Annotated in this window: 25 protein-coding genes; 4 read left to right on the top strand and 21 right to left on the bottom strand. The window is 67.2% G+C overall.

Annotated elements, in window-relative coordinates; translation table 11 throughout:
* Window positions 1-143: 143 nt before the first annotated feature.
* The 21 genes from BN1555_RS29555 to BN1555_RS29455 all read right to left on the bottom strand — a co-directional run bounded on the left by BN1555_RS29555 (window position 144) and on the right by BN1555_RS29455 (window position 10,294).
* Window positions 144-335 carry a hypothetical protein gene (locus BN1555_RS29555; protein ID WP_093802206.1) on the bottom strand — a complete coding sequence of 64 codons (192 nt, stop codon included), beginning with the start codon at window positions 333-335 and terminating at the stop codon, window positions 144-146.
* The gene (locus BN1555_RS29550; RefSeq protein ID WP_093802205.1) at window positions 332-706 is read right to left on the bottom strand and encodes a hypothetical protein; all 375 of its coding nucleotides are present in this window, start codon (window positions 704-706) and stop codon (window positions 332-334) included. Before BN1555_RS29550 ends, BN1555_RS29555 begins: the two co-directional genes overlap by 4 nt.
* A gap of 2 nt (window positions 707-708) precedes the next feature.
* Window positions 709-1,011 carry a hypothetical protein gene (locus BN1555_RS29545; RefSeq protein WP_093802204.1) on the bottom strand — a complete coding sequence of 101 codons (303 nt, stop codon included), beginning with the start codon at window positions 1,009-1,011 and terminating at the stop codon, window positions 709-711.
* Window positions 1,008-1,247 carry a hypothetical protein gene (locus BN1555_RS29540; protein WP_093802203.1) on the bottom strand — a complete coding sequence of 80 codons (240 nt, stop codon included), beginning with the start codon at window positions 1,245-1,247 and terminating at the stop codon, window positions 1,008-1,010. The genes BN1555_RS29545 and BN1555_RS29540 overlap by 4 nt, the downstream gene beginning before the upstream one ends.
* Before the next feature lie 78 nt (window positions 1,248-1,325).
* Window positions 1,326-2,045 carry a hypothetical protein gene (locus BN1555_RS29535; RefSeq protein WP_141662905.1) on the bottom strand — a complete coding sequence of 240 codons (720 nt, stop codon included), beginning with the start codon at window positions 2,043-2,045 and terminating at the stop codon, window positions 1,326-1,328.
* The gene (locus tag BN1555_RS29525) at window positions 2,042-2,761 is read right to left on the bottom strand and encodes a GGDEF domain-containing protein (protein WP_093802200.1); all 720 of its coding nucleotides are present in this window, start codon (window positions 2,759-2,761) and stop codon (window positions 2,042-2,044) included. The genes BN1555_RS29535 and BN1555_RS29525 overlap by 4 nt, the downstream gene beginning before the upstream one ends.
* Before the next feature lie 92 nt (window positions 2,762-2,853).
* Window positions 2,854-3,162, bottom strand: a complete 309-nt coding sequence (locus tag BN1555_RS29520; protein WP_093802199.1) for a hypothetical protein — start codon at window positions 3,160-3,162, stop codon at window positions 2,854-2,856.
* A 320-nt stretch (window positions 3,163-3,482) separates the two neighbouring features.
* Window positions 3,483-3,935, bottom strand: a complete 453-nt coding sequence (locus BN1555_RS29510) for a hypothetical protein (protein ID WP_141662904.1) — start codon at window positions 3,933-3,935, stop codon at window positions 3,483-3,485.
* Window positions 3,936-4,146: 211 nt separating this feature from the next.
* Window positions 4,147-4,278, bottom strand: coding sequence for a hypothetical protein (locus BN1555_RS40725; RefSeq protein ID WP_255306240.1), 132 nt, complete (start codon window positions 4,276-4,278; stop codon window positions 4,147-4,149).
* Window positions 4,279-4,280: 2 nt separating this feature from the next.
* Entirely contained in the window at window positions 4,281-4,916 is a 636-nt protein-coding gene (locus BN1555_RS29505; RefSeq protein ID WP_093802197.1) for a hypothetical protein, read from the bottom strand.
* On the bottom strand, window positions 4,913-5,341 hold the full coding sequence (locus BN1555_RS29500) for a hypothetical protein (protein WP_093802196.1): 429 nt from the start codon (window positions 5,339-5,341) through the stop codon (window positions 4,913-4,915). The genes BN1555_RS29505 and BN1555_RS29500 overlap by 4 nt, the downstream gene beginning before the upstream one ends.
* Before the next feature lie 3 nt (window positions 5,342-5,344).
* A complete protein-coding gene (locus tag BN1555_RS29495) occupies window positions 5,345-5,884 on the bottom strand; it encodes a hypothetical protein (protein ID WP_093802195.1) in 540 nt (179 codons plus the stop codon).
* 62 nt (window positions 5,885-5,946) lie between these two features.
* Window positions 5,947-6,411, bottom strand: coding sequence for a hypothetical protein (locus tag BN1555_RS29490; RefSeq protein ID WP_093802194.1), 465 nt, complete (start codon window positions 6,409-6,411; stop codon window positions 5,947-5,949).
* Between the two features lie 75 nt (window positions 6,412-6,486).
* A complete protein-coding gene (locus BN1555_RS29485) occupies window positions 6,487-7,305 on the bottom strand; it encodes a hypothetical protein (RefSeq protein ID WP_093802193.1) in 819 nt (272 codons plus the stop codon).
* 79 nt (window positions 7,306-7,384) lie between these two features.
* Window positions 7,385-7,687 (bottom strand): hypothetical protein, encoded by a 303-nt coding sequence (locus BN1555_RS29480; RefSeq protein WP_093802192.1) that lies wholly within the window; start codon window positions 7,685-7,687, stop codon window positions 7,385-7,387.
* Entirely contained in the window at window positions 7,684-7,956 is a 273-nt protein-coding gene (locus tag BN1555_RS29475) for a hypothetical protein (RefSeq protein WP_141662903.1), read from the bottom strand. Before BN1555_RS29475 ends, BN1555_RS29480 begins: the two co-directional genes overlap by 4 nt.
* Window positions 7,953-8,411 (bottom strand): hypothetical protein, encoded by a 459-nt coding sequence (locus BN1555_RS29470; protein WP_093802190.1) that lies wholly within the window; start codon window positions 8,409-8,411, stop codon window positions 7,953-7,955. The genes BN1555_RS29475 and BN1555_RS29470 overlap by 4 nt, the downstream gene beginning before the upstream one ends.
* On the bottom strand, window positions 8,411-8,536 hold the full coding sequence (locus BN1555_RS40720; RefSeq protein ID WP_255306239.1) for a hypothetical protein: 126 nt from the start codon (window positions 8,534-8,536) through the stop codon (window positions 8,411-8,413). The genes BN1555_RS29470 and BN1555_RS40720 overlap by 1 nt, the downstream gene beginning before the upstream one ends.
* A gap of 111 nt (window positions 8,537-8,647) precedes the next feature.
* Complete coding sequence (locus BN1555_RS29465; RefSeq protein WP_093802189.1) at window positions 8,648-8,980, bottom strand: hypothetical protein; 333 nt, start codon at window positions 8,978-8,980, stop codon at window positions 8,648-8,650.
* A gap of 201 nt (window positions 8,981-9,181) precedes the next feature.
* Window positions 9,182-9,691, bottom strand: a complete 510-nt coding sequence (locus tag BN1555_RS29460; RefSeq protein WP_093802188.1) for a hypothetical protein — start codon at window positions 9,689-9,691, stop codon at window positions 9,182-9,184.
* Between the two features lie 153 nt (window positions 9,692-9,844).
* On the bottom strand, window positions 9,845-10,294 hold the full coding sequence (locus tag BN1555_RS29455; RefSeq protein ID WP_093802187.1) for a homing endonuclease associated repeat-containing protein: 450 nt from the start codon (window positions 10,292-10,294) through the stop codon (window positions 9,845-9,847).
* Window positions 10,295-10,921: 627 nt separating this feature from the next.
* Between BN1555_RS29455 and BN1555_RS29450 the strand changes: the two genes are divergently transcribed.
* The 4 genes from BN1555_RS29450 (at window position 10,922) to BN1555_RS29435 (ending at window position 14,173) form a co-directional block, all read left to right on the top strand.
* Entirely contained in the window at window positions 10,922-11,752 is an 831-nt protein-coding gene (locus BN1555_RS29450; protein WP_255306238.1) for a hypothetical protein, read from the top strand.
* Window positions 11,753-12,045: 293 nt separating this feature from the next.
* Window positions 12,046-12,453, top strand: coding sequence for a hypothetical protein (locus BN1555_RS29445; protein WP_093802185.1), 408 nt, complete (start codon window positions 12,046-12,048; stop codon window positions 12,451-12,453).
* Entirely contained in the window at window positions 12,450-13,619 is a 1,170-nt protein-coding gene (locus BN1555_RS29440) for a hypothetical protein (RefSeq protein ID WP_093802184.1), read from the top strand. Before BN1555_RS29445 ends, BN1555_RS29440 begins: the two co-directional genes overlap by 4 nt.
* Entirely contained in the window at window positions 13,616-14,173 is a 558-nt protein-coding gene (locus tag BN1555_RS29435) for a hypothetical protein (RefSeq protein WP_093802183.1), read from the top strand. Before BN1555_RS29440 ends, BN1555_RS29435 begins: the two co-directional genes overlap by 4 nt.
* Window positions 14,174-14,269 lie beyond the last annotated feature (96 nt).

The raw sequence follows: 14,269 nt of genomic DNA, 5'->3' as shown, positions 1-14,269 counted from the left end.
CCTTCAACCGCCGCGTCTTGCGGTCCGGACGGTCCCGTCCACGACGGTGACACCGACGGCAGCCAGCACCCGGGCAAGCTCGGCACCGTAGGCGCCGGAGTCCCCCGGCCACACCGCGCCGGGGGTGACGGAAGCCGGCGGAGTCAGCTCTCTTCGCTGATTTCGATCAGGTGGGTGCGGGTCGCGCACATCGGGTCCGGCGCCTGCACCCGCAGGCGCACCGGCTCGCCGGGCACAAGCTGGATCCGTTCGACGGTGAGGATATCGCCATACCGTATGCCGTTCTTCTTGGTCAGCACGGTATGGATCAGGGTGCGCAGCCCGATCGGGCTCATCGGCCGGCTCCCTTCATGGCGGCGCGGTGCGTGGCGAGGGCCTTGGTGTGGCGGTCAAGCTCCGCGACGATGCTCTCGACGATTTCGCGGACCTGGTCGGTGCCGCCGAACGTGCCCCAGTGCTTCCAGTTCTTGCGCTCGGTCGGATCGAATCGGTCCATGGTGTCGCAGGAGAAGACGTCCTTCGGAGCACTGGCGGCCTTCGCCTCGGTGCAGCGGTCGATGATGTAGTAGGCGTTCGAGCCCAGCAGGATGTGCCAGGCGACGATGTGGTGGTAGCCGTGGTTGACGGCCGGGTCCGCGAGGTGTTGCTGGCCGTCGCGCCACTGGATCGAGCCGCCGTAGCGGCTATAGAAGACAGGGATATTCACGTTCAGCTCTCCTGGGTGGCGGTGTCGGGAGTGGTGAGCGGGATGTAGAGGCAGCGGCCGTCGATCGAGCACTTGGAGGAGAATCCGGTCAGGTGCGCGGTGCGGTTCGGGCAGACCGGCTCGGCGCCGAGTGCCTGGACGCAGGCCCAGTCGTTGATCCCGTCCGCGGCGGTGTCGGCCTTCGCGTAGTCGTCGAAGATCACACCCATGTGCTGCTTGGCCTTGGCCTCCAGCTTCGGGGTGACACGGGCGGCGACGACAAAGTGCGGGAGCATCTCGTGCTCGACGAGGGTGTAACGGGTCATGACCACTCCTCGGTGGTGCCGGCCGGGATCTGGATGGGGAACAGGTACAGGAAGTCGAGCGGGTAGAAGCACTCCTCCATCTGTCCGGTCTCGTCGGTGCGCAGGAGGGTCAGCAGGGCGTGGAGCTCGGGCCCGTGGAAGTACTTGCTGTACCCCTCCTTGGCGTCGGGGTAGTCCTTGTAGAACTCGAACTCGCCTTCCTCCAGCCAGACCTCGGTGACGTGATCTCCACGCATCCGGTGTGGAGATCACGTCGTTCTCGACGAGATCACCGGCGCGGAGGTGGGCGGTGGTCCAGAGCTGTCGGGCCGTGGTCAGTTCTCCGATCGGTAGGCGTGGGCGGCGGAGTAGCGGGTGAGCCAGCCCTCGACAGTCGAGCGCAGGTGCGTGCGCTCGGGCTGGTAGTAGTCCTTGAAGTCGCGGATCTTGCCGGCGAGCAGGCGGGAGACGTGGTGGTCGCCGGCCGCGACGGGAACGTTGTTCCAGTCGATCGCGGCGAGCTGCTCGAAGGCTGTGGTGCGGTCATCGAGCAGCTGTACGGCGGCATAGTCTTTGCCGTCGGCGGCTTCCAGGCGGGCGACGAGGTCCCGCGGGTTGCCGTCCCCGTGCGCGGCCCACCACTGGGAGTTGTCGGCGGTGTAGCGATACGCGGCCCACTGCGTCTCGCTCTGGTTGCAGTCGACCATGTAGCCGAGCCCGCTGGTGGTCTCCTCGGGCTTGAGCATCCCGACGTTGCACTTGTAGCGGTCGGGCAGCTCGGTGACGGTGTAGGTGCCCGCATCCCTACCGCTGATGCGGACCTCGCGCTTCGTCGCTTCCACGGACTTGCCGACGCGGACCCACTCGGTGACGGTACCCACGACCCGGTCGGCCGTGCCGCGCCGGTTGTAGCGGTACTCGGTCATGAAGTCGTCGCCGGAGTGGTGGTGCATGTTCTCGTACTCGGTCTCGGACACCGGGTCGAGACCGAGCAGTTCCAGGCACTTGTTCTGCGCGGCACGGATCTCGGCGACGGGGATCAGGGGGTCGTTCACTTGGAGGTCTCCTCGGTGTTGTTGGCGGCGGTGATCACGGGCACGGCTCGCCCCCAAACGCTGGTGCCCGAACGTCCGACCCGGCGGCCGTTGATGGACGGCACCGTGCGGTGCTGCGCCGTCGCGAGGACCGCGCGACCGGAGTGCTTGCCGTCGTAGAGAGCGGCATCCGCGGCCCTCTGCAGGCGCGTCAGGTCGCGTACACCGATCACGTCCGGGGACGCGGCGCCGACCGAGGCGGCGACATTGACGGTGCGGCCGTCGTCCAGGGTGACCGGCGTGTGCAGCATCCGGACCAGCTGCGCAAGGCACTGCTCCCGGCGGTCGGTGGGCAGGGCCAGGACCACGGCGAACTCATCGCCCCCGAGGCGGCCGACCGCAGCGCGCGGGCCCGCCCAGACCGTGAGCCGGGCCGCGATCGACGCGAGGACGGTGTCGCCCGCCGCGTGCCCCAGGCCGTCATTGATCTCCTTGAACCTGTCGGCGTCGACCATGACCACGATCGTGTCGTCGCCGTGGCGGGCCAGGAGCCGGCGGGCGCGGGCGGTGTAGGCGTCGCGGCGCATCAGGCCGGTCAGCGGGTCCTTCCGGGTCGCCGCGAGCTTGCGGTGCAGCGCCAGGGCGTGCACGGCCCAGCCGGTCAGCGGCAGGGCGGCGGTGGTGATCAGCAGGGTGCGCGAGCCGAACCGGCCCCGGGCGTGCAGGACGGAGTCCATACTGGGGATCTCCCTCTCGTCTCGTACGGGTTGGGTGGGCCCGGGGCGGTCGACGTGGTTACCAGGCCGATGGCGGCCGTCCCGGGGCAGAGCTACAGCTCGAAGGTGCTGGGTTTGGTCCAGCTGTACGGATTCCTCCAGGGGCCGGCCTTCGCGGCGGGCCAGTCGAGCTCCCAGCCGGGCCGGTATCCGCAGCCGCCCCAGCCGTCCGGCCGTCCGTGGGGGATCTCGAGTCCGGCCTCCGTCGCGGCGCGTGCCGCGTCGTAGACCTCGTGCGCGATCCGTACGGCGGCGCTGCGGCTGTCGGCCCGGCCGGTGAAGACGTGCAGACCACGCACGCCGGGCTGCTCGGTGCTTCGTATCGGAACGTCCACCTCGAAGTAGGGCAGCATGACGTCCATCTCCTCTCTGGATTGAGGGGCCACCGCGATCGCCCCGGACCCGCAGGTGCAGGGGTCCGGGGTGACACGGAGTGCGCTCAACTCAGGCGGGGTTCAGCTGGCCGCGCCCGGCCGCGTCGCGCAGGTGGGTGCGCGCCCAGGCCAGGAGCGAACGCTGGTCGCCGTCCGGGCTGGTGAGTGCGTCGGTGAGGTGGGTGACGGCGGAGTCCAGGTCGTTGCTGGCGTCCTCGAGGCGGCTGAGGCGGGACTCGGCGAGGACATCGCGGACCTCTTCGACCAGGTCGATGAACCGGGTCGGGGCCAGCGCGTGCAGCTCGTCGCTACCGATGAGGGCAGCGAGGTCTGCGGAGAAGCCGGTGTCGAGGCTCGATCACCGGCTTCCAGTCGTTCTGCTCGGCCGGGCTCATATCGATGTGTGTGCCGCCCGTGTAGCGGAACTCCATCGCGCCCATCGACCAGCCCCAGGACCGGCTCGACCAGGGGTACTTGTTGTAGTCCCGCAGCCCGGCAGCGACGTGCCGGCCGCGGAAGAAGTCGTCGCACATGGCCTCGAACGCCTCCTGTGTGCGCGGCACGAAGTGCACAGACGGGTCGTAGGCACCGTCGTTGAAGAAGTTCCTGATCCGCAAGTCGGGCTCGCGGATGTCGAACCGGTCGGAGTAAGTGCCCCACGGAACGCTCGGGCCTGGGCGGATCATCACCTGCATCCATCCGTCCCAGCGGAACGTCACGTCGGCGTCAGGGTGGTAGTACTCGAAAATCGAGTGTGGCAAGGAAACCTCCTCGTCGGTTTCTACGCGGGGATGCGCATAAGGCTCCGCCCCGGGATCGAACCGGAACCGCACCCACGTTCACCGTGCGTACGGGGCGCCACCGTCAGTTGCGACGGATGCACTGCGGCCACTCGTGGTTGTAGAGGAACTGCCCGACCCATTCCTTGGATTGGAACCCGGAGGCGCTCTCGCCTCTGTCAGGCTGGGCCATCTACGTTGTGGTGCCATCCGCGAGCCGGTGCTCCCACACGTGGACCTCGCTGTGGTTGGTCGCAGTCACGATGTTGAACCCGGCGGTGCTGCCGTTGCTGCCCGTGATGAAATCGATACTTCTGGGGAGCACGATCACGCCTCCCGGCTCGGGTAGATGCGGTGCTGGTGGATGCGTAGCCCCACCTGCCCCCAGGCCCCGGCGAACTCCTGCACCGACTCGGCCGACTGCACCGTGCCCGGGTCCCACGAGAGCACGTCGCGGAACGTCCCCTCGGGCGACCACAGGCGGACGAAGGACTCGTCGTACGCCCACGTCGCAAAGAACTCCGACCCGGAGTCGGTGACCAGGTTGTGGAAATGCCACGACACCGTCCTCGTCTCCTTACCCCCGGTGTTGTCGACGATCTCGATCTCCGGCAGGTCCGACCGCTGCTCGCGCCAGTACTTCGAGCAGGTGCGGGCCTGATCGCGGATCTCGTCGAGCAGCGATTCCCCGGCCTCGGTCAGCGTGTACGTGCACGGCCGGATCTCCAGCTCGTCGGGCTCCGGCGAGATCACCAGCAGCCCCCGCCGCTGGAGGTCCCAGGTCTTGTCGTACACCGGGGCCCACCGGTCGCGGTGCGTACGCTCCAGCAGTTCCCCGAGCCGCTTCGCCTCCAGCCCTTCCGTTTGCGCGCCCATGAGCGCGAGCACCTGGCGCTCCAGCCGCCGCTCGTCGGTCAGTTCCTCGAACCATTCGAAGTGGGGATCGATCTCGAAAGCGTTCATACCCGCTGCTCCTTCTCGCCGTCCGCCGGCTGCCACTTGAAGGCGCCGGGGCTGATGTACGTCTCCACCAGCCGGCCGTTCTTGATCTGGTCGATCTCGGCCCGCTCCTCGTCGGTGAACTCGCGGTAGCGCCAGCTCTTGTCCGACAGCGGCAAGCGCGTGGTGCCGAAGCTCTCGCCCTGCCGCTGCACGCCATGCTCGAGAGCGGCCTCGACCTCGGCGTCGGGGGCGATCCGCTTGAGCATGTACGGCTCGCAGAACGCGCCCCAGCGCATGACCTTGCCCTCCCACGTGATGTGCTCCATCACGTGCGTCGGCTCGTCGTCGCAGAACACGTCGCTGCATGTCACGAGCGTGCCGCGGCTGTTGTACGTGGGGCCCGAGCCCGTCAGCAGGCCACAGGGGAGCTTCACTCGGTTCTGCATGGCTCACCGGTTCCAGTTCTCGCCGTTGGTTACGGCGTCGACGAAGGTCCCGGTCGTGTGCTGCGGCGCCTCGGTCGCGGCGGGCTCGTCCTCGCCTTCCTCCTCGGGCTCGGCGGCGGGCGTGTAGAGCCTGAGGTCCCGCAGGAGGTTGCCCATGTCCATGGCCGACTCGGCGATGTCGTCCTCCGCCTGGAGGCGGACGTGGGTCTCGCAGTTGTCGGTACCGATAGCCTTCTCGAAGTCGTCGTGCGCCTTTGCCAGGCCCATCGCCGACGCCTGCACCTGCTCGATCTGCTCGGCGGTGATCACCACGGACCCCGCCGGGGCGACGATGAGGCCCAAGCCCTCCGCCATGCGGCGCGCGTAGTCCCTCCACGCCTCCTGGCCGTCGGTGAAGTACTTGCCGCACTGCTCGCCGAGGAAGCCAGTCGCCCAGGGCTCCACGCCGTGGCCGTACGCAAGGAGCAGCATCCGGCCGTCGGGCATCGGGGTGCGATCGACGATGGGGCGTCCGGAGTAGAGGTAAGTGTTGTTGGTCTGCATTCCGTTCCAATCAGGATGGGCCCCGCACGTCGGGTACGGGGGCTCGGACTTTCAGGGGGGGCTCACGCCTCGGAGGGCTCGATCGAGACCAGCTCCGCGGAGACGCGGCGGCGCTCGCCGCCCATGTCGCGGATGAGGGCGTAGCCGGTGTGCTTGATGCCGTGGTCGTACGGCTCGGTCTCGGTCTCGACCACGGTGCAGGGGATCATGAGCCGGCCCCAGAGAGCCTTCGCCCCGGCCGGCGCTTCGAGCGTGGCGCCCCACATGTCGGAGGCCCAGAACCGGGTCTCCTCGTCGGCGATCTCCTCGAAGTGCGGGTACTCGCCCACGACATCCGGGGGGACCACGAAGTTGATCTTTTCGGCCTTGCGGACCCAGACACCGGCGTCGTGCCGCCTCTCCATCCCGATGGCGGCCAGCACCATGCGGCCCTCGCGAATTGCGGCGGCGTCTTTGTCGTCCAGGTCTTCCAGCCGGTACCCCCGAAACGTGCTGCGGTGCTGCTCGGCGACCACGATGCGGTACATCACACCTCCACTGGGAAACGAAAAGAGGCCCGGCGAAACTCGCCGACCCCCGTCTGAACTGCTGCTACTTCTGCCTCACGCGCCGGCGGTCGCCCGCGCCTGCTCCTTCCAGGCGGCGTACAGCTCGGCGGCCTTGACCGGGACCATCCACGGGAAGGCGTCCGCCCACTCCCGGTACACCTCGCCGTCGGACTTCCCGTAGTAGGAGTCGGAGGCCGCTTCGGCGATCAGCTCGGGGTTCTCGGTCAGCTCGGTGATGGTCTGCCTGCTGTTGCGCTCGTAGAACATGACCTCATGCCCGAGCCGCCCGAGCTCGTCGTCGGTGAAGCACTCCTCACACAGGCGGACGCGCTGGCCGCTGACCCTGTGCACGGCCATGACCCGGGCACTCTTGTAGGAGAACGACCCGCAGCGCAGGCACCTGTAGGCGGAGTCCCACGACAAGCACCCCTGGTGGACCTCCGACCACTCTCGGGTGACCTCGAAGTCATCGATCGCCGGGGTGACCTCCGTGAGGGGACATAGCCAGCCGGCATTGGTGTGGTGGTCCAGCTCGACGTACACGGAGTGCGGCTTGACCGGCCGGCCGCGGTAGATGCCGCCGTTAGCCTTCCGGAACTGGGAGATCTTGCCGTAGTGCAGCTCGGTGTGCCCGGTCTTCGTCGTGACCTCGACACGCACCAGGTCGCCGAGCCCGAACGGGCGGCGGTGCTTGTCGACGGCGGCCGGCCAGGCCTCGGCGTCAAGCGAGGCGCTGTACCCGCCGCCGCTGCGCGCCGTGAAGGCGTCCCGCGCGATCCCGGCGATGTTGTAGGCGCTCGGCTCGCGACCACCCGCCGTCAGCATCTCCGTGATGGCGTTGCGCACCGCGCGAATGCTTCCGTACCCGCTCATGCCTCTCCTTCCGAAACAGGGATGGACCACTGCGCGCCCAGCGCGGGAATCAAACCCGCGCCTGCACCGTGCCGGGCCCTCATACCGCCGACTGCTCCTGAAGCGTCCGGCCCTCGTACATCACCTGCGGCTTGACTCCCCGGTCGTCGAGCAGCCTGGACGCGCAGTCGATCTGCGTCTCGTCGCAGTACTGCTCGCCCGCCGCCTGGAACGCCTCCGCGACCGTCTCGGTCTCGAACGTGTCGCACCACCCGTCCTCGTCAAGCGCGTCGGCCTCCCGCTCGATCTTGTCCTCCGGCCAGTTCACACCGACGTGCTCGACGCGCAGGTCACCGCCCCAGTCCCGGCGCCCCAGCAGCGTGTACTCGTACGTCTTCGTCATCCCACGCCCATCCCGTCTTCCATCTCCCCGTGCTCCTCGACCCCGTCGAACACGCGGACTCCAGTGCCGTCGAAGAACGCACCCCAGGTCATGCGCAAAGCCCGCTCGTAGCCGTCACACAGCAGCTCGCCCACCCACCAGTGGTCCGGGAGCTCGACCTCCTGCCGCGCCGCAATCTCTGCGAGCTCCTGCTCGTCGTCGTCGATCTCGTCGTAGTCGGCGGTGTGGATCTGACCGCCGTGGTCACAGTCGATGAGAACGATGCTCACGCAGAGGCCTCCCATTTGCCGACGTAGCACGCCTTCGGCTCCGTCACCCCGTTGACCACCCGGTAGACGTACACCGAGTCCGTCCCGTTCGTGGACGTGTCCGCGTTTCGCTCCGCCTCTTCCCGATCCCCGATGACCATGGACCCGGCGAACCCTCCCGGGTTCGACCCGTACACGTGGTAGGCGCGCGGCGCGAAGTACCGCACCTCGAACTGCTCCACCTCGACGCCCGGCGTTGGCTTGAATGCCATGTCCAGGTCCCGCTGCGGCATGTACGAGCCGCGTGAGATGATCACACACTGCTCGATCCCAGCCTTCGTCGGGCGGCCGGCGTGCTTCCAGTCGGTCTCGAACAGCGACCCCCAGTCCTCCGGCTGCTGCCCCTTCGGCCAGCGCAGCGCCTTCGCGCCGCACAACGTGCACTCGCCCGGCTCCATCGCGTTCTTGTTGAGCATCAGAATTCCCCCACCATGTAGCGGCCCGCGAAGACCTGGACTCCTTCGAACTCCGGGGTGATGTACGTGTCGCGCACCGCCCAGCCGTAGCCGTAGTGGTGGGCGAGCGTCCTGGCCGCCTCCAACGCCCTGCTCCGTCTTGTAGGTCTGGAATGGGCGCTCGACCGTCCACCGCGAGCCAGCCGACGCGTTGCGCCTCGGGCCTGGAACACCTCGACATCTCCGGTGTGTCACTCTCAGACGCCGGTCACGCACAAGTCGGCGACACTGGGTAGCTCGGACAGGATCGAGTGGAACTCCTGCGGCTCGTACTTCCCCTGGCGCGTGGCCTTGGTCAGCCGCAGCCAGAGATCGATCTTCACGGGAGATTCCTCGTGGTCGCGCGTGGCGATGTATCCGGCGTCCAGACACGAGTACTGGACTCTGTCGACGACCGTGATCAATTCGCCGAAGGCGATCCGGTCTCTTCTCCGGGGAACGGGGAGCTCGCCCGTCTCCCAGGCAAATTCGGCGGTGTGCTCGACCCCGTCGCGCTCGAAGCCGAGGTCGAAAGCCGCGTAGACGCGCACGTTTGTTCTCCTTCTCTGACTGGGATTGGCGGCGTGCTGTGCACAGCACGGCTGGGTGGAACGGAATTAGGGAGCAAAAGCCGGCGGACAGGGACCGGTGCATCCGCATCCCTCGCCGTCCGCTCTACGGCCGGTCTTCGCCTGGAACTTCAGGATCTGAGGAGGTAGCGGGTCTACGCTCGCCCGCTAGCTCAGCACGTGTTACGCCCAGTCGTCCGCGGTCAACTCGGTTCCGACCTTGACCGTGTAGGACGACCAACGCACCACCGTGTCCTGGTCGCCGATGATGTTGTAGAGGATCTGCTTGTGGTGCCCGCCGTCGGGATACTCGTGGTACTCCTCGGCGTACTCGCGGGCTAGGTCGATGGTCGGGAACGGGATCTCGACCGGCTCCCCGTGCCAGAAGTGCGTGGTTAGGGTGCCCTTGATCGGCATGATCCGGAACCGCTCACCCTCCGGCGGCATCTCCCCCTCGTACAGCCATCCATCCGTTGACCCCCATCCGCGCGCCTTGCCCAGGTACTCGGCCTCGGCCTCCTCACGCGTCTTGTAGGTGGCGATCACCGCCTTACGCTGCTCGCTGCGCAGGTGGTTGCACGAGTCCAACCAGCCCGGGGTGCGCACGTAGTACGGCTTCGGCATCGGCGTGTATCCCGGCTCCGACTTCTCGCAGCACGGCTCCAGAACGCAGACGGTGAATACGTTCGCCATGACTCCCCTTCCAGGAACACAGGACGCGGACCGCAATGCCCGCGGCCAAGGAGTTGATTTCTGTCACGGAATCCTTGGATTCGGCTCCGCCGACTCGGGCTATCGACTGTGTGTCGCTCGCGGTTTGACGCGCGTCTCAGATACCGATGGACTTCAGCTGCAAGCCAACTCTGTGGCTCGTGACCAACTACCCATCCGGAAGCGAATGGTGGTGGCCGGCGGAACATCAGACCTCGGATTCGCCGGATCCGTGCGCCAGGCCTCGTAGGCCGCCAGCGTCGTGGATCCCGTTACCAGCAGACACCGGCGGATCGCGGCGATGAGCTGTTCCTGGGACCACTTCGTCGTCGCATCCTGCAGTTGTTCGGGTTGTGTAACCGTGTCGAGTCCCGCGAGTTCTAGTGCGCGGTTCCAGCTGCCGAAGCGGCGCTCGTAGAGCGGAGCAGAGGGGTCTGTGTCCCCACGTCGCTGCTCGAACGTCCGACGCCCGAGGATGCGCTCCCCCTGCGCCAGGCGGATGAGCACGCGGAGAAGCTGCTGGTCGGTATAGACGACCGGACCTCGCTTCATGGGCGCGGGGACGTGCGCAGCATGCATAGTCATGTCCGGTGCTCTCCTTCCGGAAGCGGGTGCGCGCCAGAGCGCGGCCACTTGCATGAGCTGTTGGCCGCGGGTGATGGACGCGAGCACCGCGTTGAGGGTCCGAGCCAGCCGACCGCAGCAGGTCGAGTCGTCCATCTCGGCGGCCAGGCAGGGCAGTTCCTTGAACCAGACTGTGGCCTGCTTGTCGGCGTAGACCGGGTTCTCCCCCTCGAAGGCGGTCTGCAGCAGGTCTTCTGGCCATCACGCACCTGCAGCGTGAGCGTCAGCAGATCGACGTCGGCGGTGGCCCGATCAGAAGCAAGGGCAGTCATGGTGAGCAGTCCTTCGTGGGAGGAGATGAGAAGCCCACGAACAGCCGCCCAAGGGGGCCACCCGTAGCCGACACGCGCACGACGCATCGCAGAGGCTTCCGGATCAACTCCGTTGATCCCCAAGCGCCAAACAGACCCGCAGGCACTCTGCACGCCCGGGTCCCGCTCTGCGCATCCTCTGCATCCTCTATCTCGCGACATCCTGACTCATCACAGGCCATCATTCAATAGCCATTCGCATAAGATGCCCTCAGAGACCAGTCGATCCAGTCGAACTGGTCGGCAACAGGAGAGGCGAGAAGCGATGAGGACCTGGATGACGAGGAAGGCTGGACTCCCTGCTGCGGCGTTGGCTGCGGCCGCGGGCGTTGTGCTCGTTGGATGTTCCAGCGGCAAGGGCAGAACGGCCAAGGAGGTACAGCCGGCACCTCCACCAAGTCCGACCACGAGCACTACCAAGGTCACCGACAAGGCTCTCAGCGAGGCGCTGGACAAGCTCGCCTTCCAGGGCGCCGGAAGTTCCAGAAGGGATGGCGGAGCCTGCCTAGCCAGCGCAGCACGGAAGGCGGGAATGTCGGAGAAGGCGCTGGCCTACATCGTCAAGGCCGACAGCGACGACATAGGCACAGTCACCGACGGACTGAACAAGGTGAGCGAGGACGACGCCGCACTGCTGGCCTCGCGGTCGCTGCGCGAGGACGTAGACGCATGCATCGACAAGGCTGTACTTCCGGACAGCAGCAGCCTCAAGGCTCAGAGCTACGCGCCCCCGAAGGCAGCCGCGAAGCCTATACCTGGCAAGCCGAACCTGAACCCGGCTTACCCGGTCCGCGCGGATCAGCCGGTCAACTCGTCCATCGAGCTCACCAAGGGCCTGGTCTCGATGTTCTCCTCCTACGCCCGGGACGAGAGCCAGAAGAAGACCTACGCGGCGGCCGGCCAGTGTCTGTCGACCGTGGTGCACAACGCGGGCTTCAGCCAGGAGGCGCTGCACTTCTTCGCCGGCGGCGCACCCCTCAGCACCGGGTCGATCGTCGAACACCTGCCGAACGACAAGGACAAGGCCATCTGGCAGTCCCCGAGGTTCACCCAGGAGCTTGTCGACTGTACGACGAACGCGACGCCAACTCCCATGCCCGGCTCCTGAGCGGGCGCCCATCAGACAGACGGCGGACCCGGTGCGACATGTCGCACCGGGTCTTTTCTCTTCTCGCCGTCATGCGAAGGCGGGTGTGGTCCACAGCAGATGGCCCCGCCCGAGAGAAGGGAATCGAGCAGGGCCACCTGCTGCGGCGAGGCGCCACCAGGGGGGACTGACTGGGCGCGGCTGCGACTCTACTGACGTTCGAGAGGGAGCACAAAGAGCGACTAATGACCTATCTACTAGCGTTGATAAGGTGACCTAATAGACTATTCAGATTAGGCAAGGAGAAGCCGCACATGACTTCGGCACAGGAGTTGGAGAAGGCGACGCAGCCAGTGCGCGGCACGAAGAAGAAGCCGCCGGGCGCGACACAGAGCAGCAGTAGTGGTCGCCAGGGCATGTTCGTCCGGCTGAGCTCGGACGACAAGCAGCGCGCAGAGTACTGGGCCAACAAGCGCGGGTTCTCCTCGGTGAACGAGTACGTGGCCGAGGCGGTGGTCGAGAAGATCCGGCGCGAGAACCTCGACTATGACCTGCCGACCCTGGAGATCGCGCGGCTCAACGAGCTCGTCGACCAGGTCGCGGCACTGGCAAAGAACTCGGCGAACCTCGAACGCGTCGTCACCACGGGCTTCGACTCGCTGATCGGGCTCACCCGCGGCGACAACTACCTCTTGGACGACGAAAACGGTGAGCTCGCATGAGCCGGGATTTCGCAGAGATGCTGGAGGCGACCACTCCTACCAACGAGGTGATGGAGGTGGACACGTCCTTCCTTGACGCCTACAGGCGCGGCGGGAGCGAGGAGCTCAAGCGTGTCCAGGCCCAGGCGGCACAGCCTGAACCTGAGGCGGCAACGCCCGAGCCGGATGTGCAGTTCGATGAGGCTGGCGACGTCGACTCTCAACTCGAGGCTGAAGGTCCGCAGGCTGATCTCGATGTGGAAGCCGAAGCGGATCGCCCGAACCTGGAGCCGGACCACGAGCCCGACGCCGACGACTCCGAGCGGGCCAGCGGATCCAATCAGCGCGGTGGTGCCGGCGGCGGACAGAACACCGCTGACGGGGTGCTCCCGGGCGGCGCACCGGCGGGCCCTGCGGCTGATGCCGTTCCGACCCCCGGGGCACAACCGGACGTCGAGGACGCCGCTACAGCCGAAGTCGCTGCTCATGACGTCGTCGCCGCACCGGATGAACCCGAGCATGTAATGCCCGGATCGCTGCAGCTCACCGACCATCAAGAAGCCGTGCAGAGCGCGGCCTCGAAGGGGGGCTCGGGCAGTACAGCCGAGACCGCCACGCTCCCCCAGTCAGGCTTCCGGCTCGTCGGCGTGCAGAGCCAGCCGCACATCAAGGCGCTGCCCGAGAGCATCATGAACGCGCTGCGGGAGCAGCTGCGATCAGCCGCAGTCCGTGAGCCGGGCGTGAGCGACAGCGCTGCTCGGGAGTTCAGCCGGCGGCTGAGCCAGGGCACGCTGGTGACGGCATTCCTGCTGGCGCAGCTCGACCTGCACCTTGATGCCGATCCTGCCACCGAGCGCGCCGTCGAGCTGTTCCGCTCTCGCAACCCACTGCTGGGCAGCGTGGTGGCACGCCTGGCGAACATCGAGGCCGCTGAACGCGAGCGGGACGGGTTGCTGCGCAAGCTGCGCGACGAGTTGGGCGAGGTGCGCCACACGAGCGCGGTGATCGAGCAGGCGCTGGCGTACTCCATCGCCGACCGCACGGAGAACTTCCTGCGGGGCTCCCACAACCTCCACGACGCGCCGATCACGCACAGGGAGGCGATCTATCTCCGGGACAAGGCTCGGGAGGCGACCAGGAAGCAGTCGAAGCTTGAACGCGAGCGGGAAGGACGGCCGATTCGATGACCACGACGAGCAAGGAGAAGCTCTTCCCCGTCCGGCAGCGCTGCAAGACGTGCGGCAAGGGTCTGGGCCTCCGCGCCCAGGACCCGGTGCACCTCGGCCTGTACTGCACTCCGCGGTGTGCGGGTATGGCCGCGCCGGCCGCGCGGCCCGAGGACGCGCCGCGCGGATGCCGGACACAGCGCGAAGGGACGTGGGCCTTCAAGCGCCGCTACCGGAGCGAGCAGGAGATCCCCGCGAAGCTCCGGGAAGACGCGTCGACGAGTTGGTACTGGTGCGAAGAGAGCTGTGGCGCGATCCACGTCGGCCACACGCGCATGGGCGAGCGGGAGAAGTTCCGGATGTTCGAGGACCTGACCGCGGACCTGCCGGATCTGCTGATCAAGCTCAGGGGTCAGGCCACGCGCAAGCACGTCGCCGAGGTGGCCGGTGTGCGGCCCATCCGACTGAAGGAGCTGGAGGAAGGTCTGAAGCACCCGGAAGGACTCGAGATGCTCGGCAAGGTGCTGCGGGTGTACCGCGTCCGGCTCGGCGTGGCGTTGCCGACTGGGCGGTGACAGCGCTCGACAGATGGCGCCCCCCGAGAAGCACAGCTTCTCGGGTCTTCTCTTTTTTCGACGAGCGGCGATTGCTCGGACAGCGTGCCGGCGCCG

Source organism: Streptomyces sp. Wb2n-11 (genome assembly GCF_001049855.1).
Lineage (GTDB): Bacteria > Actinomycetota > Actinomycetes > Streptomycetales > Streptomycetaceae > Streptomyces > Streptomyces altiplanensis.
The sequence above is the reverse complement of the archived record's forward strand: the minus strand, read 5'-3'. Positions and strand labels throughout refer to the sequence as shown.

Excerpts from the sequence above, each read along its gene's own strand:
- BN1555_RS29545 (WP_093802204.1), bottom strand. The coding sequence starts at position 1,011 with ATGACCCGTTACACCCTCGTCGAGCACGAGATGCTCCCGCACTTTGTC.
- BN1555_RS29555 (WP_093802206.1), bottom strand. The coding sequence starts at position 335 with ATGAGCCCGATCGGGCTGCGCACCCTGATCCATACCGTGCTGACCAAG.
- BN1555_RS29450 (WP_255306238.1), top strand. The coding sequence starts at position 10,922 with ATGACGAGGAAGGCTGGACTCCCTGCTGCGGCGTTGGCTGCGGCCGCG.
- BN1555_RS29520 (WP_093802199.1), bottom strand. The coding sequence starts at position 3,162 with ATGGACGTCATGCTGCCCTACTTCGAGGTGGACGTTCCGATACGAAGC.
- BN1555_RS29540 (WP_093802203.1), bottom strand. The coding sequence starts at position 1,247 with ATGCGTGGAGATCACGTCACCGAGGTCTGGCTGGAGGAAGGCGAGTTC.
- BN1555_RS29505 (WP_093802197.1), bottom strand. The coding sequence starts at position 4,916 with ATGAACGCTTTCGAGATCGATCCCCACTTCGAATGGTTCGAGGAACTG.
- BN1555_RS29480 (WP_093802192.1), bottom strand. The coding sequence starts at position 7,687 with ATGACGAAGACGTACGAGTACACGCTGCTGGGGCGCCGGGACTGGGGC.
- BN1555_RS29445 (WP_093802185.1), top strand. The coding sequence starts at position 12,046 with ATGACTTCGGCACAGGAGTTGGAGAAGGCGACGCAGCCAGTGCGCGGC.
- BN1555_RS29500 (WP_093802196.1), bottom strand. The coding sequence starts at position 5,341 with ATGCAGAACCGAGTGAAGCTCCCCTGTGGCCTGCTGACGGGCTCGGGC.
- BN1555_RS29440 (WP_093802184.1), top strand. The coding sequence starts at position 12,450 with ATGAGCCGGGATTTCGCAGAGATGCTGGAGGCGACCACTCCTACCAAC.
- BN1555_RS29495 (WP_093802195.1), bottom strand. The coding sequence starts at position 5,884 with ATGCAGACCAACAACACTTACCTCTACTCCGGACGCCCCATCGTCGAT.
- BN1555_RS29435 (WP_093802183.1), top strand. The coding sequence starts at position 13,616 with ATGACCACGACGAGCAAGGAGAAGCTCTTCCCCGTCCGGCAGCGCTGC.
- BN1555_RS29525 (WP_093802200.1), bottom strand. The coding sequence starts at position 2,761 with ATGGACTCCGTCCTGCACGCCCGGGGCCGGTTCGGCTCGCGCACCCTG.
- BN1555_RS29460 (WP_093802188.1), bottom strand. The coding sequence starts at position 9,691 with ATGGCGAACGTATTCACCGTCTGCGTTCTGGAGCCGTGCTGCGAGAAG.
- BN1555_RS29455 (WP_093802187.1), bottom strand. The coding sequence starts at position 10,294 with ATGACTATGCATGCTGCGCACGTCCCCGCGCCCATGAAGCGAGGTCCG.
- BN1555_RS29485 (WP_093802193.1), bottom strand. The coding sequence starts at position 7,305 with ATGAGCGGGTACGGAAGCATTCGCGCGGTGCGCAACGCCATCACGGAG.
- BN1555_RS29470 (WP_093802190.1), bottom strand. The coding sequence starts at position 8,411 with ATGCTCAACAAGAACGCGATGGAGCCGGGCGAGTGCACGTTGTGCGGC.
- BN1555_RS29490 (WP_093802194.1), bottom strand. The coding sequence starts at position 6,411 with ATGTACCGCATCGTGGTCGCCGAGCAGCACCGCAGCACGTTTCGGGGG.